Origin of the sequence: Leptospira fainei serovar Hurstbridge str. BUT 6, assembly GCF_000306235.2 — a bacterium.
Classification (GTDB): Bacteria; Spirochaetota; Leptospiria; order Leptospirales; family Leptospiraceae; genus Leptospira_B; species Leptospira_B fainei.
This window is the reverse complement of the sequence record NZ_AKWZ02000004.1, coordinates 108847-133147: the sequence shown is the minus strand read 5'-3', so window position 1 is coordinate 133147 and position 24301 is coordinate 108847. Positions and strand designations below refer to the sequence as shown.

Sequence of the window (24301 nt, the reverse complement as noted above, 5' to 3'; positions counted from 1 at the left end):
ATTTTCTTATACTCTAATTTTTAAGACTGACCGCTTCGATTCCTTACCCGGGGAACTTGGCGGTTTTTTATTCCCCGAGTCGCGGCCCATTTTATAACCGATTTTAGACATAGGCAATAAATTTTCGCATTTAAAAAGATGCGAAAGATCCATCGATCCTTATTAAAGTTCTTGAAAATGCGCAAGAAGTATATAGCATTCTAATCTCTTTCAACGAGTCATTACTCTTGTAATTATATCGCCGGAGAATTCTTTTGCACTCGAATCCTAATTTTAAGCTGCTCTTTGAATCGATCCCCGGTTTGTTTTTGGTATTGGACCCGAAACTCTCGATAGTAGCGGTAAGTGATGCATATCTTGCCGCCACTAAGACGGAGCGAGAGACGATATTAGGTCGCGGAATATTCGAAGTCTTCCCTGACAATCCGTCCGATCCTACGGCGACGGGAGTGAGTAATCTACGCGATTCATTGGTAAGAGTTCTTGAAGATAAGGCCCAAAATTCGATGGCGGTCCAAAAATACGATATTCAACTTCCCGAATCGGAAGGTGGAGGTTTCGAAGAGAAATATTGGAGTCCCGTTAATTCGCCGGTTTTGGATTCTTCCGGAAACCTGATTTATATTATTCATCGAGTGGAAGACGTGACCGAGTTCGTTAAACTCAAGGATTTAGGAAACCAACAGAATCGATTAGCCGAGGAACTATTAACGCGAACGGCGTCGATGGAATCGGAAATTTATCTACGGGCACAAGAAGTTCAAAAGGCAAACAAACAATTGCTGCACTTTAACGAGGAGTTATCTCAAAGAGAAAAGGAACTCCAGCAATTATATAAACGATTGAACGAAATGAATCAGCTGAAATCCCAGTTTTTTGCCAACGTAAGTCATGAATTGCGGACTCCACTGACATTGATACTTGCACCTATTCGAAAGTTATTATCGAAGAACGAAATCCCGGATAAATACCGGTCCGACTTGGAAGTGGTCGAAAGAAATGCGCAAACTTTATTAAAACACGTCAATGACTTACTCGACGTGTCGAAAGTAGAGGCCGGCAAAATGAACGTCGAATATTCGGAAATCGACTTGTCCAAGCTGCTGCAAAGAATCGCTTCTCATTTCGATTCCGTCGCGAAAGAAAGATCCATTTCCTATTTCGTAGAAGGACCAAGTATTCTATCCGCGCAAGTCGATCCGGCAAAAGTCGAAAGAATCCTACTGAACCTTCTCGCAAATGCCTTCAAATTCGTACCGGATGGAGGAAAGGTCGGCTGTTTATTAAACGAAAAAGAAGACTTTGCTAATATTATAGTTTCGGATAACGGACCGGGAGTCCCGGACTCTCTTCGTGATGCGATATTCGAGAGATTCCGCCAAGTGAACGACGGGGATACTCGGTCCTTCGGAGGAACGGGCCTCGGTCTTTCAATTGTAAAGGATTTCGTCGATTTGCACCGAGGAAGAATCTCGGTATCTGAAAATTCCGGTGGAGGAGCCCTTTTTGACGTTAGGATACCATTGAAAGCTCCCGTATCGGTTGGAGTTTCTACGGGTAAGTATAGCGCAATTTCGGACGCAACGGTGTCAGGCACTCTGCAGGAATTCAGACGTCTTTCGGAAATAGAAGGAACAGGAGTCGGAAATCGCAATCTTCCGCATGTTCTGGTCGTTGAGGACAATTCCGAAATGCGAGAATACATCTACGAAACTTTGAACGCGGAATTCAACGTGAGCTTGGCTGTGAACGGAAAAGACGGGCTGGAAAAAGCTATCCGGCTGGTACCGGATCTCATCGTTACGGACGTAATGATGCCGATTATGAGCGGAGAGCAGATGGTTCGCGAGTTGCGAATCGTACCGGATTTGATGAGAACTCCGATTCTTCTCGTAAGTGCTAAGACGGATGATGCTCTCCGTATTCGCCTATTACAGGATGGAGGTCAGGACTATTTGCTAAAACCCTTTGCTCCCGAAGAATTGCTAGCCAGAGCTAGAAATTTTGTTAAGCTGAAGAAATCGCTCGATGATTTAGAAAATCTGAATAAAGAACTAGAGGCATTCAGTTTTTCAATTTCACACGATTTGCGGGCTCCGATTCGCGGCATCGAAGGTGTCGCGCGGTTCGTTTTAGAAGATTATTCAAGCGTGTTGGATGCCGAAGGTTTACGAATGGTGAATGTGATAATATCCACCGCCGCGCATATGGCCAATCTTGTCGAAGATTTGCTCTCCTTCTATAAAGTTACGAAATTAGAAGCTAAATTTCGAAATATTGATATGTCGGATTTGGTAAAGGAAGTTTCATCAACCGTAAAAGCCGTTTATCCGAATAAGGAATTTAATTTGGAGATCGAAGAATTGCCGACTGCCTTCGGAGATTTATCCATGATTCGACAAGTCTGGGTAAATCTTATCGCAAACGCCTTTAAATATACTTCTAAAAAGGAGGAGCCGGAAATTCGAATCGGCTGCCAACGAGGATCCGAGGAGAATACCTATTTTGTAAAAGATAATGGCGCCGGATTCAATGATAAATACGCTAATCGGCTATTCAAAGTGTTCCAACGTTTGCATTCGAATCAGGATTTCGAAGGCACAGGAGTAGGCCTAGCTATAGTGGAACGCATTATTCGACGTCACGGCGGGAAGGTTCGTGCCGAAGGCGCCGTAAATCAAGGCGCGACGTTTTACTTTACTCTCCCAAAGATCGCTTAGAATTGTGCGAAATTCTAAAGTTTTAGTTCGTTTTAACGAGATATTTTTCCCTTTTCATCCATCCGCCTATCGTGTTCTCTTTTTAAGAACGTTGACTGATTGTTATTTTTAAAGATTTTGCAAATTCCGATTCAATTTCTTCTTTCTAGAATGTTAACTCTAATAGAGGATAAGGTCGGGTAAATAGAAATGTTAGACGAACTGCGAAATTGCTTAATGAATCCTCTATATAAGCCGGCAAATTTTCGGTCTTCTTTCTTAATTCCGCTAGTGTTTCTTGTAATCTTTGATTGCAATCAGGCAAAACCCTTAAACGTAGACATGAGTCATGGAAGCGGATTTTTACTGTCGCTTATACTTGGAAACCTTTCGACGTCCGGCGGAGGCGGTTGTGCGATTCCTAGCCTTTCTTCGGGGGAAAACGCGACGGTCGTTCTTGGACAGACCGACTTTGCAAGTAGCGGATTCGGTTCAGGCGCTGCCCAATTGCATTATCCGCAAGGAATAACGCATGATTCTAAAGGCGGCATCTGGGTATCGGATACGCAAAATCAAAGGATCATACATTATCCTTCGACAGTTACCTCCGGAGGGACACCTGATATAGTTTTAGGCGGTACTCTTGGAAGCGCTTTAAATCAATTCAATAATCCACAGGCGGTAGCCGTCGATGCTGCAGGCGGTATTTGGGTAGCCGATTATTTAAATCATCGGATCCTACATTTTCCAAGCGGAGTTGCTAGCGGTGGAAGCGCGGATACGGTGATTGGAACAAGCGGAATCTCCGGAGTATCTACTACATTATTGAATAGTCCGAGAGGAGTTGCCGTTGAGGCGTCGGGAGGATTATGGGTCGTTGATACCGGGAATAATCGAATGCTGCATTTTTCCCCACCGTTAACCAACGGAAAGGCAGCGGATTTAGTGCTTGGTCAAACGAGTTTTACATCGGGAGGCACTACTAGCGCGAGCGCGTCCACTTTGGCGAATCCCAATTCAGTAACGATGGACTCAAGCGGAGGGATTTGGGTTTCGGATGCGAGTTATCACCGAACCTTGCATTTTTCGTCTCCGTTTGCAAACGACATGAATGCGGATACCGTTTTAGGACAGTCGACGTTTGGAAGTTCCACTCCGTCAACTTCCCAGAGTGGATTATGGACGCCGACCGGTTTGTCTACGGATGCAAACGGGGGTCTTTGGGTTGCCGATTACGGGAATCGAAGAGCGATTCATTTCTCAGCTCCGTTTACGAACGGAAAGAATGGGGATAACGTATTAGGTGAACCGAATTATACATCCAATAATTCCGGCAATACGGTTTCGGCAGCCTTGATGGGAGGACCGAATGCGCTTACCGTTTCTCCCTGCGGCCAACTTTGGGTGGCCGACTATAGCGATCACCGCGTTCTTTATTATCCGTAGAAAACATATTCTATTATATCGAAGGCAAGATGCCTTCCCTCGCGAAGCTTTAGGATTGCAACCAGAAATTAAGATCTGTAGGAGTTCCAACAGATTTTAGAAGAGAAAACTGATTGTAATAGAAGCAATTTTGTGAAATACGGCATTTCCGCCGCTTCGCTCCGGCCCCCGCCCAAGCAGGGTGGGGTATTTATATCGAACAACCATTGCAAATAGCTAGTCGATCGAAAGTTCCGATAGTTCTTTTGCGGAATTAGAATTCTGCCTATTTTGTGTACAATCGCCTTATAAATTGATTTCGGATCGAATCGATTGTGCCAATTGCCTAAATAGAAATCTTGCCGTCGATTCCAATGAATCTAATTCAAAAAGGGATGTCGACAAACCGTTGTTCGTCGTTATAAACTTCGGAATACTTATGCCTTCTTTCAGATGAAGTGAATTGTTTTCTTTCTGAAATTGATATTTTATTCAAGTTCTCCTAAATCCGATTGACGTATTCTTCTTTGGTATATTGAGTTAGGCGAAAATGTTTCCGTATTAAAATGTCTTATCTGCATAGATTTTGCTAAGTTATAGGCTAGTCGAAGCCGTTTTGTATCGAAGTTATTTAGTTTCATAAGAGAATCATCAATTTGTTCTGACGTATAGAAAAGGATATTCGTGAACATGAACCAATTCAAATTGCCTGTATTAATTTTAACCTCTCTAACAATCATACTCTCTTGCAAACCCAAGCACGATAGCAAAAATAATCTACTAATTGCACTCTTGGCAGCTTCGGGCACACAATCAAATTGTACAGCGAATCCTACACTAACGCTTGGCGAATCGGCAACCGTAGTCTTGGGACAGTCAAGCTTTACGATGTCCGCTTCAGGAACCACCCAAAGTCAATTTAAGCAACCGTCGGGAATTGCGGTAGATTCGAAAGGCGGGTTGTGGGTTGCTGATGCCACTAATAATCGTGTGCTGCACTTCCCAAATGGTGTAGCAACAGGAGGCAATGCGGATATCGTTATAGGCCAGTCTAATTTTACCGCAAGCGGGGCGGGAACAACTCAAAGCACATTGACGACCCCGCAAGGGTTGGCAGTCGATTCCAACGGTGGACTTTGGGTGGCGGATTCCGGGAATCATAGAGTGCTTCATTTCCCAAGCGGGGTAGCTACAGGCGGGAATGCGGATTTGGTCATCGGTCAGGCCAATTATACCAGCGGGACAAGCTCAACTACGCAAAATAGATTGAGTTCTCCCCATGCCGTAGCGGTCGAATCGACGGGAGGAATCTGGATTTCTGACGGTGGAAATAATCGGGCACTTCATTTCCCGAGTGGAATCGTGAGCGGCGGGAATGCGGATCTAGTTTTGGGTCAGTCGAATTACACGACGGGAACCGGCGGTGTAACCGCTCAGAATGCATTGAATGACCCTCGTGGATTGGCAGTCGATTCTAATGGTGGAATTTGGATCGTTGAATATGCGAATAACCGAGTCCTTCATTTTTCGAGCGGAGTCGCAAGCGGAGGAAATGCTGATCGAGTTCTGGGGCAGACAAACTATACTTCCAGCGCTGGACAATTTACTCGTACACAAATTTCCCTTTACCAACCCGAGGGTATCGCGATCGACTCCGGCGGGGGAGTATGGGTAGGGGACACCGGAAATTTAAGAGTGCTTCACTATGCTAGTGGCGTTGCCAACGGCGGGGCGGCCGATAAGGTTTTGGGTCAGTCCGATTATACTAATATTGGTAAAACAGGTCCGACTGCAGATAGCGTTGGCGTCGTTGCGGCTCTTGCGCTGAGTTCTTGCGGCCAACTTTGGGTCGGAGATACCACAAATATTCGAGTCCTATACTTTCCTTAGGGAAAATGAACAAGAAACCTATCGCTCATCGTTTTTGGTTTTATTTTCATCGGAATTGAACGGTTTTTTCAGTATTTCAGCTTGAAAAAGAGCCTAAGTGTGTAGAGCTTTCTAACTTTATATTAATTCTACACAGAAGGTATTTATGAAACCAAACATTGGAATTCCGGATAAAGATAGAGATGCGATCAATAAAGGCTTACAAAGTCTTTTGGCCGATACCTACTTCTTATATCTCAAAACTCATAATTATCATTGGAACGTTACTGGGCCATTATTCAACACTCTACATCTCATGTTCATGACGCAATATACGGAACTATGGAATGCTCTGGATCTAGTTGCCGAAAGAATCCGATCTCTCGGATATCCGGCTCCGGGAACGTACAAGGCCTTTTCTAGCCTGACTTCTTTGAAAGAAGAGGATGGCGTTCCAAAGGCGGAAGAGATGTTAAAAAATTTGGTAGAAGGGCATGAAGCAGTGATTCGAACTGCAAGAGCAATTCTTCCTGCTGCAGAATCAGGCGGGGATGAAGTGACAACGGACTTATTGACTCAACGACTGGAAATTCATGAAAAAACCGCTTGGATGTTGCGAAGCATGCTTGAGTAGAAAATAAAAGTCCGGTAGGATCTGCTCCGGAAAGGACTGAACGGAGAATAACGTTCAGAGCGGAACCCTTTCCAGAATATCCGTCTGTTCGTTACGGATATTCTTACCGGACGGTCAAAGGACCCTAGAGTGTGAGGATATACTCTACCAAATCATCCACATCGTTAGTATTTTTAGTGCACCAAGGATGAGGCGCAGCCGGCATTCCGATCGGTGTAGTCGTTCCTAATTCGTCGGGACCGTATTCGCGTCTCATCTTTTGATAATCCCAGTAATACCAATTATTATCTCCCGGAATCGATACAAAGTATTTGTGTCTTTCGATAAATCGATTTCTCTTAACACCGGTATCCGTATCGGTAGGAGATTTCGGTACTCGAAACACGTCCCCCTTCCTATTATGAGCAGGATACGGATCCGGGAAATCGGGCCCACCTAACGCAGGTATGGAGGCATTGTGCACGGTATAGTAGGAGTTGTATAGCTGCGATCCCTCCGTGCATCGATCGGGATTGACTAGATCCTCCAAATTTCTGACGTGTCCGTCGGTCAGTAAACCTCGATGTTGGACCCAGTACATATCGCGTAAGAACGTTGCTCGGATCGACTGTTGTTTTCGTTGGTAAATGGTCGGGGTGAAGAATCGACCGACTTCGTTTAAACGAAACATCTTTTCGTTGGAGTTCAAACCCACTTTATCGTTATGACAACTTCCGCAATCCCTCTGAAAGACGGTTTTGCCTCGATTGACCGCCGCAGAAATGCCGGAGAACGACTCCCAACCGGTTTGCGCAAAGCTTCCCTCTCCCGGGTCCCCTCCGACTTGACCGCTTAATTTTCCTTTGTATTTTAACCAACGATATAATCCGACTTGCCGTAGCGGTCGATCATACTGATCGAGTTTAGTCATATATGCGGTGAGCGCTTGCAGTTCGTGAGCTCGCATCGAACCTGTGGAACCGTCCGGCTCTTCGGAATGTATGTAAGAACCTTCGAATCCGACGTAGGACTCAGTATGCGATAACGATCTCCTGATACCCATATAATTGGTTACGTTAGGAATCGCGATCGGGGAAAATTGATAATCGTTGTCGGTTTCGCTGCCTTCTCCTTTTATCCGGATCAATGCATGTTCTCCGGCGCCTTGAGGTAGAGAGTAAATGAGAATCGTCTTATCCACGTCCTTAGTGCCGGAATCGAAAACCGGACCGGGTTCGCTTGCGATAACACCTTTAAAGTTTCCTAATAATGACCATTTCAGGGACCATTTGGGATTGGGAAGTCCTGGTATCACTTTTGTGACTACGTTTCCCGGGGTAGCTTCGAAACTGACTCTATAGCCGTGACAAGAAGCACAGTTAAATCCTATCCATTCGCCTTTTCCGGTGTAAGGATTGGACGCTTCCGCATAACGGTAGCCTGCCCAACCGCTGCTTCTGGTATTTCCTTTCAATAGAGGATCCGATCCCAAAAACCCCGGGATCGGAGTCGGTTGAGGATACGGGTCGAAGTAAACGTTATCGGTTGCTGCGGAAGGAACTTCCCCGGCATTGGCTTTGTTTGCGCCGAATAATAATGCTGGATCGGCAATATAACCCGTAACCGGATCGGTGGCTTGGTATCCGAAAATTTTACTCCAATCCAGATTCCGAATGATATGAGCGATACCGATATTAAAATCGTAAGACCAAAAAATCTTTTCACCGAGCGAAAATAATGCTCCGAAGCCGGAATTATTCACGCTTACGGTTAACGGATCGGTGGCCTTTGCATCGCTTAAGATGGAAACAACGTCGCATGCTTGTTTGAAGCTTTCGTCGGTGATTCTTCTCGTTTGCGCATTGATGACATTATGGGATTGTCCCGGTCTTAAAAGAGATTCATTGTATCCGATCCTCTTTTGAACTTGGACGATTAACGGTCCGCTGGTAGTGTGTTCGGGAACGACAAATTGAATTTCAGTATCCGTCCAGCTGACGATATATTTACCCCAGGTATCTTCGATGGCATCCACTTCGAAATTAACCTGTTTGGCGACGTCAAGTCGTTGTTCATACATTGTCAGATCCGTTTCCAAAACTCTGGTATTTCCTATCATAATTTTGGAATAATCAATGTCGGGCCCTGCTCCGAATCCCGTACCTTTCAGAGTGATAGTTTGTCCGGGACTGAGTGTGGGAGGCGGAACCGGAATCGGGCTATTCGGTAAATTTTGCCAGGCAAGATTTCCGTTGATCAGTAAAGATTGCAATTGCGGTTGCGGAAAGGAGGCAGCAGATACGGCTCTGATCCCCTCGCGCAACGCATCGAAAGTGCAAACTTCTTCTTGATTGGGGAATTCGGTAAAAATTCCTACGGGACATCCTGCAACTAAAGCAGTTAGGGTAACTAATGCGATCTTGAATAGCCCCTTAGCTTTTTTCACACTTCGCGTTTCCATTTGTAGCTCCACTCCGACGGTTTGCTGATCCGTCAATTCGTTACTGAGATGAAGAATACTTTGTTAATTAGAAAGAGTCGTCCGACGGATAGAACTCGAACGTTCGGATTATATTATTCGAACTGTTGTTATAAAAAAGGAATTTTAGAAATAAGTGAATTATAAGTAAGGAATAAGAATTACTTTTGCCTCCAACTAATTCTTTCCGTTTTTATAATGAAATAATAAGAAATAACGATCCGGATCTAAGTGATTTGAAAGTCAGAAAACTTGACAGATCGCTCTTTTTTTTTAAACTACCGATCATGTTAAATTTTGGAACGGGAGTCGCGATCATCTATTTCGGAGCCGGACTTTCATTCCTGCTAGCGGTCCAACGTATTCTATCGAGACAAAAAGGGCGAGAGGATAGGTTAGCTACGGTATTATTCGTCGCCTTAGGTATCATTTTATTTTCCTCAGGCAATGTCGTGAGAGAAGTGGATCAAACTTATCCGCATTCCATCTTTCTACTACTGACTTCTTTTTCCACGATAGGGCCCCTGACTCTTTTATACACGCGTTCACTTCTTTACCCGAATCAAGCGCTCGATCGCGACGTCCGATTGCATTTCATCGTCCCGGGTATTTTTCTGATTTTGGAAATCGCATTTTTTGCTAGACCGATTTCGGTAATAATCGACGATTTAAAGGAATTTAGAACCGCTCGTTTTCGACACTATTTGGCTTTTTCGTTCATGATGACTACCTTGTTAACGACAGGATACTTTCTGGTCCGTTATCGAATGCTATTAACCGTATTTTCCGTAAAGGAAATCCGCCCGCAAATCCGCTTCATTTTGACTTTAGCTACGGTCACGGTTTGCGCGATGTATTCTCTGATTTTCGGGTTTATGGCAGGTTGGAACGATCTGTTCGAAATCGGGGGAATGCTCGTAACATTCACCGTTATTTTGCTTTTTCTCGCTCCTGCGAGATATCCCAATTTTTTTGCACCTTTAACGCGGGAAGTTCGCCGAAAGAAATACGAAAAATCCTTATTAGTCGGACTGGATTTGGCCTTGCTTGAACTGAGAATGGATGAGTTGATGCGAGAAGGGAAATTGTACCGAGACCCGGATCTAACTCTCCATAGTCTTGCCGACGATCTAGAAATCAAACCGTACCAGCTTACGGAATTCCTGAACGAACATTTACAGGTAGGTTTCTATAGTTATATTAACCGGTTTCGAATCGACGAAGCCGTGGCATTGCTTTCGGAGAATCCCGAAAAAGACATTCTCTCCATTTGCTATTTTGTCGGATTCAATTCGAAATCTTCGTTTAACGACGCGTTTCGAAAGATTACGGGCAAAACACCTAGTCAACTTCGTCGAACGCGATCCGAAAAAAATACGGAGTCTGCCAAACCGAGGATTGCGAAATCGGTTAGCCTTTAGGGCTGAAATTCCGTAAAAAGCAGGATCCAATTGTCGCTGTTTCTATCCTGCCAATCTTTTTCCGAATAGAATTTACCGCCAACCAGGTCTAGAATCTTTTTCATATAGGGCTCGCCCGGATCAAAATCTTGCGCGTCTAGGAAAATCGAGCCTCCCCATTTCTTTTTTGCCTGTGTATGAGAATATACTCCTTTCAGCAGTTCGATTGCCTTGTTGTCCAAAGGAAAATTATATTTTTGTGAAAGTTCTTTAACGAGTTTGGCAACGGCTTCCGATTGAAGAGGGTTTGCTAAGAGCATTTCAGTATCTTTGCCGACGATCTCGACTTGAAAGCAATTTCTATTCGTTCCGGTCGCGGCGGCGGCCATATGCAAATGGTGGTCCAGAAGCTGATACACTTTCCCGTCCTTGTCCGCTAAGAAAGTCGCCGATAGATTTCGTTTTTCTAATACTTTTAACGTGAGATTATAATCAGGAATCGCAGTAAAATGCAAAACTACGCAGTCCGCGGTGATTGCACCTCGATAATTATATCGTAGTCGACGTTCTTCCGGGAGGAGACCATCCTTTGTTTTTTCAATGGATTCTAATTCCGCTTTCGGGGCAGGCGTTACTCCTCGCCCTTTATCATATGTCGGTTCCTGAGGCTCTCCGGTAGGCCCTGAAAAAGGACGCTCTTTCCTCAAAACCCAATCGGGACCGAATCGGTCTTTCCACTCGGGCTCCGAGTAATATTTTCCTCCCGATTCTTCCAGAAGCGCCTTTACTACGTTTTCGTTTCCGCAATCACCTCCGTCCAGAAATCGACCGAATCTTTTTTTGGCTTGCGTATGAGTAAAAATCCCGTTTCTAGAATCTATATCATAATTTGTGAATGAGATCTTATATTCTTTCGCGAGTTTTCTGATTAAGTTGAATAACGCTTTTTTTTGCGAGGAACGTTTAAGCACATCTTCGCGGTTGCCTTCCCACGCGATATGAATTACATTCTCGTCCATTTTTGGCGCGGCCTTTACCTGGATTTTTCCCGCTTCTTCTACACCGTAGATTTTCCCGTTTCTATCCACTAGATAATGAACAAGCCAACCTCCCGTTATACTCTTGCGAATATATTCTTCCGGGCCAAGTCCTCTCGTATGGTGAAGTAATATTCCCTTTGTCCGGATATTCCACCGATTCAATACTAGATCTCCGAAACGTTCGGCAGAAGGAAGAAACGTTTTTATCGGAACTACCGATTCCGAAACGGACGGTCCTGCCGGTTGAGGGTCTATGGATTGTTCCGATGCGCATTGATAGAATAAAATCGCCAGTATGAAAGCGTATCTACGATTCAACATCCTTTCTCCTTTAGCTTTTCCTTTAATAAAGAAAGGTCGGATCTTACCCGCTCTAGTACGGCCTTGGATTTCGTATGGCGATTTAAAAGATCTTTATATTCTAATATTGCGTGTTTTCTTTCTTTTTCTGCCGCTTGCTCCGGTTCCATCGGAAGGTATTCCAATTCTCGAAAGGCGGCTTCGGCATCCGTCCGGATTCGAGTCCAGACCGATGTGAAGGATGAGAAAACTTCCTTTGCAAGCTTTTCTCTCGAGGATTTCAGTCTATCTTCCATTTGCGGGAGGTCTGTCCGCAAAAAATCTCCCAATGCTTGGGAATCCTGAACCAGTTCCTCGAGGATATTCCGCAGATGGGATTCAACCGCAGTTGCTTGATTTCGCATCGTTCTTCGGGCTCTGAGCGTAATGCGTAAAATTGCGGCAGAAGCCAGCAAAATCACAATTACAAAAACGACGAAGGAAAATTTGGAATGAATCCAAAGGAGTATGGGCGATTCAAACCATTCCGGAAAAAAAAGACCGGCAGTCCCAGTTCCTAAAAATAAAAGAACAAGAACACTGAGGAAAATCCGTTGCATTTCCTTTCTCATTTCCTGCGAGGAATTCTTCCTGTCAAGGTCAAGACGAAGCGTTCCGGAACCGAAACTAATATGGATGGATGCTCTGCCGAACGAATACTCTTCTCGATCTTCTAAGAAGAATCTTCCTAAAGTTGTAAATTTAGGATTTTACAGGATCAAAAAGACCTTAAAGGAAGAAGGTTTTGAAGTTGTCGAGAAACCCGACGGAAAAATTACCTTGGTTTTGAGAATCAAGGAATAGAGGCGATAGGCAGCGTTCAGGAATCTTCTCGAACAAGAGCTGAATGCACTGAACAATTCGCGGATTATATCTTTCATAGCGGTCGGATTTTAGCTAGAAAATCCCCACCCTTCCTGGGCGGGGGCCGGAGCGCAGCGGTGGAAATACCGCGTATCACAAAATTCAAAGAGCCACAACCCATTTTCGATCCGAAAGATCGGTATGAGCTCCCACAGAATCCAGCCCTTTTTCCCCGACACCACTAAGAGAAGATGCTTGCCGGAAAGAAGCTTTTCTGAACCAAGATTCTAATCCCCTAAGTTCGGCAAATCTTCCGAATATTCTTTCTGCTCTTTTTTCTTGGGTATTAAGCTATCCTTGCAGGATTTGCTCACAATAGAATCTATCTTTTCTTTTTCAGGGGTCCGTGGCATGATCCGCAAATAGATCCGGTAGTTGCGAATGGCTCCCGGGCAATATCCTGCCTTTAAATATAGACTTCCCAATAACCTCCGTGCTCCGGGATGGGAGGGTTCGTGCTCGATCAATTTATTAGCCAGCCGCATGGCTTTCTCCGGATTTGTCTGAACGATCTTTCTTGCCTCCTCCCAGTTGGGCAGGAGTTCATCCTCGTAAAGACGATAAAGATGATCATTCCCCATATCGAATACTTTGAACACGACAGTATCCTGGGCGCCGCTCCGACAAATTCCGTACCAAATATCTTCCTGATTTTCAGTGATTTTATTTCCGCGGATTGTAACTAATTCGGTTCCATCCAGACACCCGGCCATTTTATAAATGTCTTTCATTGCGGCGGGTGAAGCTGCCATCAATACGCGGGCATTATTGGAATAAAATGCGATATCGTCTTCCGGAAGTGCATCTTCCGGATTGGCGGTATTCGGCGTATCATTGAAGACCCGAAGCTTGATGGAAGATTCCAATACCCAGTTTGGCAACTCCAAGCTCTTAATAAAGGAATCGTTAGGTTTCCAGATAGTTTGAATGGAAGCGCAGGACGAGAAGTAGCAAAGGAAAATGCCGAGTCCGATCTTTGATAAAGGGAAGAATTTGAATAATCGAGTCTCTTTTCCGGTTGCCACAGAGGGTAACATGTGTTTTTTCGATAATAGAATCAACTAGGAAACCGATGCCTAAGGAACTCAAAGCAAAACTGAACGGTACAGGTCAAAAACACTGTATCATCGTATCCCGTTTTAACGAATTTATCGTGGAAAGTCTTTTGAAAGGAGCGACGGACGCTCTACTTGCGACCGGCGTCGAAGACAAAGACATTACTATCGTCCGGATTCCCGGAGCGTACGAGTTTCCGCTTGTCGTTTCCAAAGCTGCTGCATCCAAGAAATACGACTCCATCATCTGCTTAGGCGCTGTGATTCGCGGTGCAACTGCGCATTTCGATTATGTTGCGGGAGAGTCCGCCAAAGTCGGTTCTATTGGGGTCCAATATTCTCTCCCGGTAGCTTTCGGAATTCTAACAACAGATACTATTGAGCAGGCTATTGAGAGAGCCGGGACAAAAGCCGGTAATAAAGGTTATGAAGCCGCTCTGACAGCCGTTGAAATGGTCAATCTGTTGGCACTACTCTAATCCATGTCCACTTCCCGCAGGAAGTCCAGGGAGATCGCCGTGATGGCGCTTTATCAGCTGGAATTAGTGAAACCGCCCTTATCCGAAGTCTTAAAATTCAAATGGTACGACAAAAAAATCGAAAAGGATGAGAGGGATTTTGCCGTTTCGATTATAAATGGGGTTGTGAAAAACGGCGAGGCCATCGATACTCTAATCAAGAAGTACTCGAGGAATTGGGATTTTGAAAGAATTTCCCCGGTGAATAAGTGTATATTGCGCTTATCCATCTACGGGCTGCTTAACTCAATGGAAATCCCGCCTACAGTCGTGATCGACGAAGCGGTTGAGCTAACCAAAGAGTTTGAGAGCGAAAATTCGGTTCCGTTCATTAATGGAATCCTGAACTCCATTCTTCAATACGAGACCAACCGACATGGAAAACCCGATCCGCAAAAACCGGATCTTCCTGGAGACGGAAGAACCTAAAGCCTCAGCCTATTACGGTGAGGAGCCGGAAGAATTTCGGCCTCGTCGTACTTATAATAAATTAGCATTTTTCTGGGGTGCGATGATACTCTTGGTGCTTCTCGCATTCTTGGCCGCGGGATGGTACTACTATACTCATCGTCAAACGGATTTAATAGGTGGAAGTTTTTCCGGAAGCAAAGATTTACTGGCTCCCAAAGGAGATATCAGTAGACTTTTGGAAAGGCCCTATCTTCCGGAAGGCAGCGCTAATCCGCAGCTAACCAAATGCATCAATCTTTATAAAGAGAGATTCACTCGACAGGCTTTCGATTATTGTACCGAATTTCTAAACGGACCTTCGACAGAACAGGAGAAGTCGGTGGCGCTTACGGTTCTCGGAGTCATTCACGACGAAGCCGGGAGATTTCCGTTAGCGATCGAACGCTTGCAAAAAGCGGTACTCTACGATCCCAAAAACGTTCACGCATATTATAATCTTACTCTAGCCTATAAGCATAACGGTCAATTCGCGGATGCAAGATCTACCGCGATGAAAGCCAAAGAGCTTGCCCCCGATGATCCGCGGATCGCTCTTTTAGCCGGGAATTTATTCAATGAAATCAACGACCCGGACGCGGCTATTGACGCCTATAAGCGGGGATTATCTACCTCACCCGATGATCCATATCTGGCCTATAACTTAGCCGTTAGCTATTTTAAAAAAGGGGAACTTCCTCAGGCAGAAGAGCAATTCAAGCTGGTAATTCTAAAATCCAGGGGAGGAAAGTTATCCGCTCTTTCCAGCGCGTATTTGGGAAATATCGCTTATAATCGCGGGGATTACGGCTCGGCGGAACATTATTTTCGAGAAGCCGCGACTCTTTCTCCAAACGATGCAAAAGCTCTATATAACCTTTCCGTAGTATTAAAAAAGAACGGAAAGATGGAAGAAGCGTTAAAATATCTTGAGATGGCCAAGTTAGCCGGCGCTTCGGATCCGGAGATTTTCAGATCCATTGCGGAATCATTCGAACAATTAAATCAAGGAGAGCAATCTATAGATGCTCTTCATAAAGGTTTAAAATACAATCCGAACAATTTAGACTTACTTTTTCAATTGGCGGAAACGTATTATAATCGAGGTGATTTACTCGCTGCCGAAGAGACGTATCGGAGAATCGTCGACTCGACTCCCGGAGATAGTTTTACCGAAACCGCTCTGATCAATTTGGGCGTGGTATTGGACCAAATGGAACGGTATGGGGAAGCCGTAACGTACCTGAATCGCGTGTTGGATATCAACCCTAAAAATGCAAAGGCCTATTATAATCTCGGCTTGGTATACAAACATACCGGCAACGGAGTGCAAGCGATTGAGAATTTCCGGAAATCGGCGTATTTAGATCCTACGGATATCAAGCCTAAGGAAGCTTTAGGCGATTATTATCTAGAAAATAAATTCTATCGCGAAGCAATCGAAGAGTATTCCGCTCTGTTTAAACAGAAGGAAGACTATTATAAGGTGGCTCTTAAATTAGCGGAAGCGTATATCGGTTCGAATCAAACTTCGAGCGCGGAAAAAATCCTATTACAAATATTGAATCAATCTCGGAATAGCGCGGAATTACAGCAGGCACATAAGAAGCTTGCCTTATTATATAACAAGTCCAAGGATCCGGATTTGCGGAACAGGGCAAAGGACGAGGCGTATCGATCCGCGCATATGAATCCGGACGATTACGAAGGTCGCTTAGTTCTGACGAAAATTTTATTGGACTCCAATTCCGTTTTGGATCGCGAAAAGGCTATCGAGGAATTGACCGCGATCGTTCGCTCCGAAGTAAAACCCAAAACCGCATCGACGGCGTACAATTATCTAGGCGTTGCTTATTATAAGAATGGAGAATATAAAAAAGCTGTTCGAGCGTTTCAAAACTCCATAGATTTGGATCCTTCCAATACGGAAGCTTACGATAATAAGCGTGCTGCTTCTGCCGCGTTAGAAGGTTCGTCGCAACGGGAGGGAGTTTTCTGAGACGGATTTCCTTCCTTCTCTTCTTTTGCTTCTTCGTCATTACCTCCTTCGTACATTCTGAGGAGGTAAAAGATCCTTTCAAAGAGGATGTTATATCCGATGGAAGAAAGCAGGCGAAATCCATCCAAGAGATCCGCAGCCGCGCAAGGTTGGATCTTGTTCGGGAACTACCTCGGATTCTTTCGAATCCGAATTCGAGAGAGGATACGCAGTTTGCAATACTCGGATTATTCTCCGATATCGACGATTTGGATTCGCTCGCTCCGAATTGGAGCGGAGAAGCCGAGGCCTTGTTTAAAATAACGAAAAACGTCGAGCTTCAAAAGAAAATCCTGGAACTAGCCGAAAGAAAGAAAGAAAAAAGACTGATCTATGCCGTAATTACCGGTTTGACTCATACGGATTACGAGCTTAGGCAGATTGCATATAGATGCGTTCAGGTCATGAAGGATGATCGCGCCATGCCGAATGTTTTGGATTTGGCCAATTCTCCCAATCCGATTTATCGAGAGTACTTTTTAGAATCTTCCATTTGGATTAAGGATGAAAGAGTCCAAAATTTGATAAATAAGTTCTCGACCGATGAAAGTCCGGCGTTGAGAAGAAAATTCATATCCACGTTACTGAAGAACAATCTCCAAGACTCTCGGGGATTGATTCCAAAAATGGCGGCAAGTGACGAAGATGAGGATGTTCGTCTGCAAGCTCTCGAGGTCCTGAAAGACAGAAAAAATAGGCAATATATTTCCTTATTTTATAAAGGGATTACCGAACAAAATCCCGATCTTCGGGCCGTGTGTGCCGAGGCTTTATTTCCCTTCGTAGACAAATCTGGAGCAAAGTCCGTTTCGGAACAATTATCTAAAGAGACCGTAAACAGCTTAAAAATTAGATTGATAGATCTTTTACTTGAATTGGGAAATCACGGAGGAGGGCAGGGGCTTATTACAGTTTTAGAAAATGATAAAGAACCTTTTTTACGATCCAAGGCCGCCGAAGCTATCGGTAAACTCGGGTTTAATCCGGGTTCGGTCGATTTAAAAAGAATTTTGGATAAAGAAAGGAACATCGACGTAAAACTTTCCATTTTACGAGCCGTTGGCGATCTGAAAGAAAAGACGACTGTTCCTGCTCTGATAACGTTCGCTTCAAATAAGAAGGAGAAACTTACGTTACGCTTGCAAGCCGTAGATACGATTCGAATTATCGGTGATCCGGAATGTTTACCCGGACTGTTCGACGCCTATGTTTTCGAAAAGACTCCGGAAGTAAAACATGAGTTGGAAAGAGCCACTCGTGAAATTTTGCTTATCAAGACCGCTCGTTAGAGTTTTCAGATCTTAGTTACGAACTGTTTCGGAAAATTATGGAAGATCAATGCCCCTTTTTTCCTGCAATCGCATCTCTATGAACGTATTCCTACTTTTTGTTTTCCTATGCCTAATTTGTATCGATTGTCGTGCGAATGTTCGTACTTCCTTCGATGAATTACCTCCCGAAAACGAGTTTAAGAAAGGGATCCCTGATGGGCAGACTTGGAACGGTTCTTACGCGGTCGTTGCCTCCGAAATTTGGGGGGACAAATTAAAAAAGATCCTTTCCGATCCGAATAATTTTTCCCGACCGGACTTTGACCGAGATCATATTCAAGAAGGTTTTTCGGAATTAGAACGATTCGGAAAGCGGGCGTTCCTGATCACGATTCGTCCTAAATTCGGCGGACGCGAAGTTACCGAGTTGGGGGAGACAGGAGTTCGATTAGGAGAATGCGACGCGATCGACAAATTGGAAATTCCTTATACTTACGTAGTTTTTCCGGAAAGTTTGTTTCAAACATTAGAGAGATTCCCTAAAAATCCTAGCGAAAGTTATGCGATGTTAGTAAAACCGCGTAAAAAAGCCCGGCCTTACTACGAAGAGGAGACCAGGCGAATCATCGCCACATTTCAAAAAGGATGCATAGTGCCGGGGGAGAATAAATTGGATATACAAATTCTAGGTTATGAGCTCTTGCTTTTTCGCTTTATTTTTCGATACGATCAATAAAATCAATTTCTTGAATTCTCTTTCGTGCGTTTTATCGAATCCAATTCGGAAAAAATCCAAGCCTCTCTTGGATCGTCGCGTCGTGGGCGGGTACGATCTGTAATTTCGGATAACGCGTTAGTAATTGATGAACTTTTTCCAATTCTTCGCCCAAAAGATTCGGATTGTTGTCGGCGATCCATCTCGCAGCTCTAGGTTTGTGGGCTGGAAAGCTGAATCCTTCCTGGGACCAGGTGGTATCTCCTGTAAAAAAATATCTACGCTCTCCGGAGATATTTATGAATGCTCCCACGGAGCCGGGCGTGTGACCTTTAATCGGGACAAAGACCAGACTTCCGTCTCCAAACCAATCTTTACTACTTTCGTAGTTCTCGTAGGGTCCATCATTAAAGATTATATTCCCCCAAGCCACCTCATCTCCGGAAAATTGAGAAGATATGTATCCTTTCTTTTTTCCGTCGTGCGACGAGGCGAATTCCTTCTCCGCGGATGTGGTGTAAATTTTCGCCCAAGGAAAATCTTTAATTCCGCTGGCATGATCCCAATGCAAATGGGAAAGAAATATGGACTGGATTTTTCGAGAATCAAAGCCCGCCTCTTTCAATTGACTAATCGCGGGGCGATCGTTTTTGTACGCGAGTAGAGGTCTTTTATAAAATTCATGTTGCTTAAATTCGTCCGCGACACGGGTTCCTAATCCCGAATCGAATAAAAGAGTTCCTTTCGGATGCTGCACTAACACGGCGGTGTGAATTATTTTACGTTTTTTGAATATTGACCCGCCTTCTACGATAAACGCCTCCAGGGTGTTCCCTTCGCCGGTCTTAATGAGCGAAAAACGGATATCGGGTCGAAAGTCCTCCTTGGAAGCGCGAGGATCGGATACCGTTTCGGACACCGTCGAAACGGAGGGGATCGCCAATCTTGGAAATCCGAGAAGGTAGAACTGAGACGCCGTAAAGATAATCAGAACGATCAGGATTATTTTTAATGATTTCATATTTTATTCCTCTGCATTAAGTAATTGTTTTGCGGCTTTTGCCGCTGAGCGAAGGGGGCGAACATCCCTGCTTGTTCTAGAAAGTAGTATCGCGCCCTCCATTAGGGAAAGTAAAACGAGGGAAAGCTCTCGGGCTCGAACTTTTCCGTATCCGGAATTTCTCAAGAAAAGCTCCAGTTTCGCATTCCAATTTTTGAATATATTTTGACAGATTTCGTTTACGGCTCCGTCTTCCGAGGCGGTTTCGTTTGCAGTTGTGGAAATCGGGCAGCCTTTGGAAAAGTTAGAAGCGATCAGTTTTGTCTCGAGGGATTGTAAAATATTTTCGATACCGTTAGCAGCGCTTTTCGAGTTCTTCAATACTCGCTGGAAAAATTCCCCCATTTCTTCGCCCGAACTCGATAAAGCTTCCGTCGCTAATTCCTCTTTACCTCCCGGAAAATGGAAATAAATGGATCCTTTCGGAGCTCCCGACGCCTCGACGATGTCGTTTAAACCGGTCCCGGAATAGCCGCGTGTTTCCAGCGCTTCAGCCATTGCTCGAACCATTCTATCCCTGGATTTTTCACCCTTTTCGCCCATAGATTTCCATCGAACATTAAATAAATAGACCGGTCAACATAAAAAATTCAGGCTCAAAATAGCAAGAACCGGGTTGAGGACGGTCTCCAGGAGGTATATTCTCCATTTATGGAAAAAAACGTGGTTATTGCACAGGGTTTATGGTGTCGGAGTAGCTTATACGTTCCGATGGCAAAAAAGTTTCAGGAAAGAGGGTATACGTATTCGATCCCGGAATTACGAAACGACGGGGTCATGGAAGAAGGGGATGTATTACCCGATTCGAATCGATATCTGGAAATACTGCAAAAACAAAGCATCGATTGGGAGAATACGATTCTGATAGGTCATTCGTTTGGAGGATTATTAGCGCAAATCATTGCAGCACGGGTAAAACCTAAAGCATTGATCCTTCTCAGTCCCGTCGTACCCGCAAAATACAATCGGCCTGGCTTACATGCGATCGCTTTCGGAATATATTTAACATTCATTTCGAGATTTTTTACGAAGTCATCCAGGCCGAGTCTATCCGGATTTTCCACTTGGATTTATCAGTGTTTATCCAGTAAAGAGAGAGAAGACTTATATCCTTCTTTTTTGAATGAAAATCCGTTTGTAGTGCGCGAATGCGTTCTTCCGGGAAAAATTTCTCGGACCGCGTATACTTCCAAATCTCAGATCGAATGTCCTGTTTTTGTGGCCGCTGCGGAGAAGGATAGGATCGTAAACGCCGAATCTTTGCGAAAATTTGCCGATCGATATGCTGCCGGTTATAAGGTTTACGAGAACACATCCCATTGGATGATTACGGAAAGTTCTATAGGGCAAATTGTGACCGATATTTGCGATTGGTTGGATAAAAAATGAACTTAAAGAAATCGGCGGAATATTATCGAACGGTCGCCAGAGTGATCGAATACATCGATTCGGTTTTTCCGGAGCAGCCTGACTTAATCGAATTAGCCTCCGTTGCAGGATTATCGGAATATCATTTTAATCGAATTTTTTCGGAATGGGCCGGTCTTCCGCCGAAACGGTATTTGCAGTTTCTAAGGCGTGAATATGCGAAAGAGATAATGCAAAAAAGCTCGAGTGCTTTGGATACGGCTCTATCGCTCGGAATGAACGGAACCGGAAGGCTTCACGACTTATTCGTTACGACCGAGGCCGTGACGCCCGGTCAATGGAAAACGAACGGAAAAGATTTAAAAATTCGTTATGGAATTCATCCGAGTCCGTTCGGAAATATGTTCGCGGCAAAAACCGACAAAGGGATTTGCGAATTGCATTTCGTGGACGATTTAACGATCTCCGAAATCGAACAAACCTTTCGCAGGAAATGGAAAAACGCTGAACTCATAGAGGATGCGAATGCCACGTCCGATCTCAAGGAATTGTTCTCACCTTCTCGGAATAGAATAAAAATTCATCTCTTCGGAACGAATTTCCAAGTGAAGGTATGGGAAGCCTTAATGGCGATTCCGGAAGGGGCTCTAATTTCGTATGAGGATCTTGCGGAGCGCACAGGTTCGAAACGATCGGTCCGAGCGGTTGCCTCTGCGGTGGCCAAAAATCCTCTAGCATATTTAATCCCATGCCATCGGGTTATTCGTAAAACAGGAGTATTAAATAGATATAGATGGGGGACCACCCGAAAAGCGGCCATCATTGCCTACGAGGCTGCCAAACTAGAGAAACATTAAGTCGGAATAATGATTCCAATATAGGTGAATCATTATTCCTTAATATATAATTCGTTCCTAAAAAGAGCGATCATTTCACTTCTTTTATTACCTGAACTTGAGGAAAGAGTAAAAAACTTGCAGAGTTCATTCAGGAGAAGTAAAATGATTTTTATAGGAGACCTCCCGAAACGATTGAAAGACGTCCTGGGACTGGACGAATCGAATCAGTTTATCGACCTACTAAATCATGCATTTGAAGCCGAAACGGAATTTTTGGAAAGCCGGGTTTCGAATCATTTCGCCAAATCAATTGCGGAAGAGTCGGGAAAATTACGGTTAGAAATGCAGCAATCAAACTTAGATGTAGGCCGACAATTCTTAGACCTCCGGGAAAATGTTCAGGGAGGATTTACGAATGTTGAATCAAGAATTGAGATTCTTCGTAGCCAGATGATTGAGAAGTTTGGATCAACGGTCGTTGAGATCAAAATTCAGAAAGCAGATATGACAGAAAGATTTGCAGAGACGGATGCGAAGATTGAATTTCTACGATCAGATATGACTGAAAGATTCGCAAAGACTGATCTAAAGATTGAAACATTACGGTCGGATATGACCGAAAGATTTGCACAGACAGATGTGAAGATTGAAACATTACGGTCGGACATGATTGAAAGATTCGCAAAGACTGATTTAAAGATTGAAACATTGCGGTCGGATATGACCGAAAGATTTGCAGAGACGGATGCGAAGATTGAATTTCTAAGATCAGATATGACTGAAAGATTCGCAAAGACTGATCTAAAGATTGAAACTTTACGAGCAGATATGACTGAGAGATTTGCCCGGATGGATGTAAAATTCGAAACCTTCCGGACGGAAATACGAACTGATATAGCTGGTTTGAAAGTGGACATCCATGCTGCCATTGCAAATCAGACGCGATGGATCTTTACCAGTCTATTAGGGATAGCGGCTATCTTACCGATCATTTTCAAATTAGTCGATAAGATGTTGCGCTATCTAGATATATTGCTTTAGATATTCTTTACCTTTTAAATGGCTCGGGTATAAGATCGGAAAATCATTGCCTGTTCTCTTGCGCCATCGTCGGTATGCTCTGCTGGAATCCCAATAGACTTCGTATTCGGATTCCAATCTAAAGAGAAGTTTTTCCCAGAAAAGGAAATGATTGTCTATAAATTCTTGGCGAATATCCTTCTCACGGGAGGTTAGCGGACATTTAGAAGTGAATTCTTTCATGAAAACTAATCCTACGATCACGCCTCTTGTATCCAAATACGGTTCTAAAGGAAATGTGCGACAACTAACGGAACGATTTTCCCTTTCGCAGTGTGCGACGCCTTTGCATTCGCAAAACGTAATTTTTCTTTGGTCGTATTCGGCGAATTCCTTTTTTTCCTCTTTTGTGACCGGAACGTATTCCTTCCAAAGATCCGTCCTTTCCGAAAGCATTTCATATTCGGATTTATACAATGCGGGGAGTGCGTTATCCGCTTGGCAACAAATAGGAATTCCCCCGTTGGTGGGTGCACATAAGGAACCGCAATTGTATTCGGTTACTTCTTCTTGCAAAAGCGAATAATAATATTCGACTTCTTCTCTTGTAAGCGCTTTCGGGTCAAGCTTGGCGGCTCTCTTCATCGATCTCTTGCTCTCTCTTTCTTTCTCTTTTCGATAGCACCCGATTCAAGTAAAGAACCCGGAAGAAAAGGTAACCCCCTCCCATTAAACCGGAAGAAAGAAGGAGACCCCATTTACGATAGAAAAGGTCGGAATTCGATGAGAGCCAATCGTTTTTTTGAAAAATAACGAGTATTAGGGATACGATCATCAGAAAGCTAAAACATCCCAGAAAGAAAAGCGTAGTATTCCGAAGCGACCAGAGTTTGTCTTCACGTTCGTACTTCAGGAGTAGAAACTGTCGGTATAATCTTTGGTATTCTTTAGGCGTCGAAATTTTTTGTATTTCGAAGTATTGTTCGAATTCCTTTGGAACTCCGTTCGGGTCCAATAATACTAATTCGTAATCTAAAGAACCGTCATAACGTTTTCTTCGAACCGGATCGGAAAGATAATAGTATGCTTCCGCCCCTTCCCGTATAGCTTCCGTTCTCCAGGGGTACCACATGTTCAAGTCTAAGGAGGAAATATAATTATCGAACGCTTCTTCAATATCGTTTTTTTCGGCGTCTCGAGGCAGTCCCAATAATCCGTAATAATCTGCCTTTCGGTTCATGC

22 protein-coding genes are annotated in these 24301 nt (G+C 44.1%); 14 read left to right on the top strand and 8 right to left on the bottom strand.

Translation table 11 applies throughout. The annotated features are described in order from the left end of the window. The first annotated feature begins 254 nt into the window (after window positions 1-254). The 4 genes from lvrA to LEP1GSC058_RS06775 all read left to right on the top strand — a co-directional run bounded on the left by lvrA (window position 255) and on the right by LEP1GSC058_RS06775 (window position 6627). Window positions 255-2720, top strand: a complete 2466-nt coding sequence (gene lvrA / locus LEP1GSC058_RS06790) for a hybrid histidine kinase/response regulator LvrA (RefSeq protein WP_016548874.1) — start codon at window positions 255-257, stop codon at window positions 2718-2720. A 189-nt stretch (window positions 2721-2909) separates the two neighbouring features. Beyond that, window positions 2910-4145: an NHL repeat-containing protein gene (locus LEP1GSC058_RS06785; protein ID WP_016548847.1), complete on the top strand. Its 1236-nt coding sequence runs from the start codon at window positions 2910-2912 to the stop codon at window positions 4143-4145. Between the two features lie 669 nt (window positions 4146-4814). Next, entirely contained in the window at window positions 4815-6014 is a 1200-nt protein-coding gene (locus tag LEP1GSC058_RS06780) for an NHL repeat-containing protein (protein ID WP_039948132.1), read from the top strand. Window positions 6015-6159: 145 nt separating this feature from the next. Beyond that, the gene (locus LEP1GSC058_RS06775; protein ID WP_016548904.1) at window positions 6160-6627 is read left to right on the top strand and encodes a Dps family protein; all 468 of its coding nucleotides are present in this window, start codon (window positions 6160-6162) and stop codon (window positions 6625-6627) included. Between the two features lie 124 nt (window positions 6628-6751). Here LEP1GSC058_RS06775 and LEP1GSC058_RS06770 read toward each other — a convergent pair whose 3' ends face one another. Then, window positions 6752-9067: a hypothetical protein gene (locus tag LEP1GSC058_RS06770; protein WP_016548794.1), complete on the bottom strand. Its 2316-nt coding sequence runs from the start codon at window positions 9065-9067 to the stop codon at window positions 6752-6754. Between the two features lie 305 nt (window positions 9068-9372). On the opposite strand from LEP1GSC058_RS06770, the gene LEP1GSC058_RS06765 reads away from it, so the two are divergent. After that, on the top strand, window positions 9373-10506 hold the full coding sequence (locus LEP1GSC058_RS06765; RefSeq protein ID WP_156860666.1) for a helix-turn-helix domain-containing protein: 1134 nt from the start codon (window positions 9373-9375) through the stop codon (window positions 10504-10506). On the opposite strand, the gene LEP1GSC058_RS06760 is transcribed toward LEP1GSC058_RS06765, so the two are convergent. Then, window positions 10503-11846, bottom strand: a complete 1344-nt coding sequence (locus tag LEP1GSC058_RS06760) for a peptidoglycan recognition protein family protein (RefSeq protein WP_016548751.1) — start codon at window positions 11844-11846, stop codon at window positions 10503-10505. The genes LEP1GSC058_RS06765 and LEP1GSC058_RS06760 overlap by 4 nt on opposite strands. Next, entirely contained in the window at window positions 11840-12424 is a 585-nt protein-coding gene (locus LEP1GSC058_RS06755) for a hypothetical protein (RefSeq protein WP_016548800.1), read from the bottom strand. The genes LEP1GSC058_RS06760 and LEP1GSC058_RS06755 overlap by 7 nt, the downstream gene beginning before the upstream one ends. Window positions 12425-12500: 76 nt before the next feature. Between LEP1GSC058_RS06755 and LEP1GSC058_RS20295 the strand changes: the two genes are divergently transcribed. Further along, window positions 12501-12668: a hypothetical protein gene (locus LEP1GSC058_RS20295; RefSeq protein WP_016548747.1), complete on the top strand. Its 168-nt coding sequence runs from the start codon at window positions 12501-12503 to the stop codon at window positions 12666-12668. Between the two features lie 287 nt (window positions 12669-12955). On the opposite strand, the gene LEP1GSC058_RS06750 is transcribed toward LEP1GSC058_RS20295, so the two are convergent. Beyond that, a complete protein-coding gene (locus LEP1GSC058_RS06750; RefSeq protein WP_016548831.1) occupies window positions 12956-13765 on the bottom strand; it encodes a tetratricopeptide repeat protein in 810 nt (269 codons plus the stop codon). Between the two features lie 35 nt (window positions 13766-13800). Here LEP1GSC058_RS06750 and ribH point away from each other — a divergent pair, with 35 nt between their 5' ends. The 5 genes from ribH to LEP1GSC058_RS06725 all read left to right on the top strand — a co-directional run bounded on the left by ribH (window position 13801) and on the right by LEP1GSC058_RS06725 (window position 18793). Then, the gene (ribH, locus tag LEP1GSC058_RS06745) at window positions 13801-14262 is read left to right on the top strand and encodes a 6,7-dimethyl-8-ribityllumazine synthase (protein ID WP_016548738.1); all 462 of its coding nucleotides are present in this window, start codon (window positions 13801-13803) and stop codon (window positions 14260-14262) included. Window positions 14263-14265: 3 nt separating this feature from the next. After that, window positions 14266-14730, top strand: coding sequence for a transcription antitermination factor NusB (nusB, locus tag LEP1GSC058_RS06740; RefSeq protein WP_084680383.1), 465 nt, complete (start codon window positions 14266-14268; stop codon window positions 14728-14730). Then, window positions 14678-16747 (top strand): tetratricopeptide repeat protein, encoded by a 2070-nt coding sequence (locus tag LEP1GSC058_RS06735; RefSeq protein ID WP_039948130.1) that lies wholly within the window; start codon window positions 14678-14680, stop codon window positions 16745-16747. The genes nusB and LEP1GSC058_RS06735 overlap by 53 nt, the downstream gene beginning before the upstream one ends. A 38-nt stretch (window positions 16748-16785) precedes the next feature. Beyond that, a complete protein-coding gene (locus LEP1GSC058_RS06730; RefSeq protein WP_198014389.1) occupies window positions 16786-18075 on the top strand; it encodes a HEAT repeat domain-containing protein in 1290 nt (429 codons plus the stop codon). 79 nt (window positions 18076-18154) lie between these two features. After that, window positions 18155-18793, top strand: coding sequence for a hypothetical protein (locus tag LEP1GSC058_RS06725; protein WP_232224631.1), 639 nt, complete (start codon window positions 18155-18157; stop codon window positions 18791-18793). Window positions 18794-18824: 31 nt separating this feature from the next. Here the strand turns inward: LEP1GSC058_RS06725 and LEP1GSC058_RS06720 are convergent, their stop codons facing one another. Next, window positions 18825-19793, bottom strand: a complete 969-nt coding sequence (locus tag LEP1GSC058_RS06720) for an MBL fold metallo-hydrolase (RefSeq protein WP_016548832.1) — start codon at window positions 19791-19793, stop codon at window positions 18825-18827. Between the two features lie 3 nt (window positions 19794-19796). Then, window positions 19797-20375, bottom strand: a complete 579-nt coding sequence (locus LEP1GSC058_RS06715) for a TetR/AcrR family transcriptional regulator (RefSeq protein WP_016548833.1) — start codon at window positions 20373-20375, stop codon at window positions 19797-19799. 108 nt (window positions 20376-20483) lie between these two features. Between LEP1GSC058_RS06715 and LEP1GSC058_RS06710 the strand changes: the two genes are divergently transcribed. The 3 genes from LEP1GSC058_RS06710 (at window position 20484) to LEP1GSC058_RS06700 (ending at window position 23080) form a co-directional block, all read left to right on the top strand. Further along, the gene (locus tag LEP1GSC058_RS06710) at window positions 20484-21221 is read left to right on the top strand and encodes an alpha/beta hydrolase (RefSeq protein ID WP_039948129.1); all 738 of its coding nucleotides are present in this window, start codon (window positions 20484-20486) and stop codon (window positions 21219-21221) included. Further along, a complete protein-coding gene (locus LEP1GSC058_RS06705) occupies window positions 21218-22057 on the top strand; it encodes a methylated-DNA--[protein]-cysteine S-methyltransferase (RefSeq protein WP_016548774.1) in 840 nt (279 codons plus the stop codon). The genes LEP1GSC058_RS06710 and LEP1GSC058_RS06705 overlap by 4 nt, the downstream gene beginning before the upstream one ends. Before the next feature lie 144 nt (window positions 22058-22201). Then, a complete protein-coding gene (locus tag LEP1GSC058_RS06700) occupies window positions 22202-23080 on the top strand; it encodes an LA_3696 family protein (protein ID WP_016548871.1) in 879 nt (292 codons plus the stop codon). On the opposite strand, the gene LEP1GSC058_RS06695 is transcribed toward LEP1GSC058_RS06700, so the two are convergent. Both LEP1GSC058_RS06695 and LEP1GSC058_RS06690 read right to left on the bottom strand, forming a co-directional pair. Then, window positions 23063-23704, bottom strand: a complete 642-nt coding sequence (locus tag LEP1GSC058_RS06695) for a hypothetical protein (protein WP_016548822.1) — start codon at window positions 23702-23704, stop codon at window positions 23063-23065. The two genes, LEP1GSC058_RS06700 and LEP1GSC058_RS06695, sit on opposite strands and share 18 nt — an antisense overlap. Then, entirely contained in the window at window positions 23682-24299 is a 618-nt protein-coding gene (locus LEP1GSC058_RS06690) for a J domain-containing protein (RefSeq protein ID WP_016548783.1), read from the bottom strand. The genes LEP1GSC058_RS06695 and LEP1GSC058_RS06690 overlap by 23 nt, the downstream gene beginning before the upstream one ends. Window positions 24300-24301: the final 2 nt, after the last annotated feature.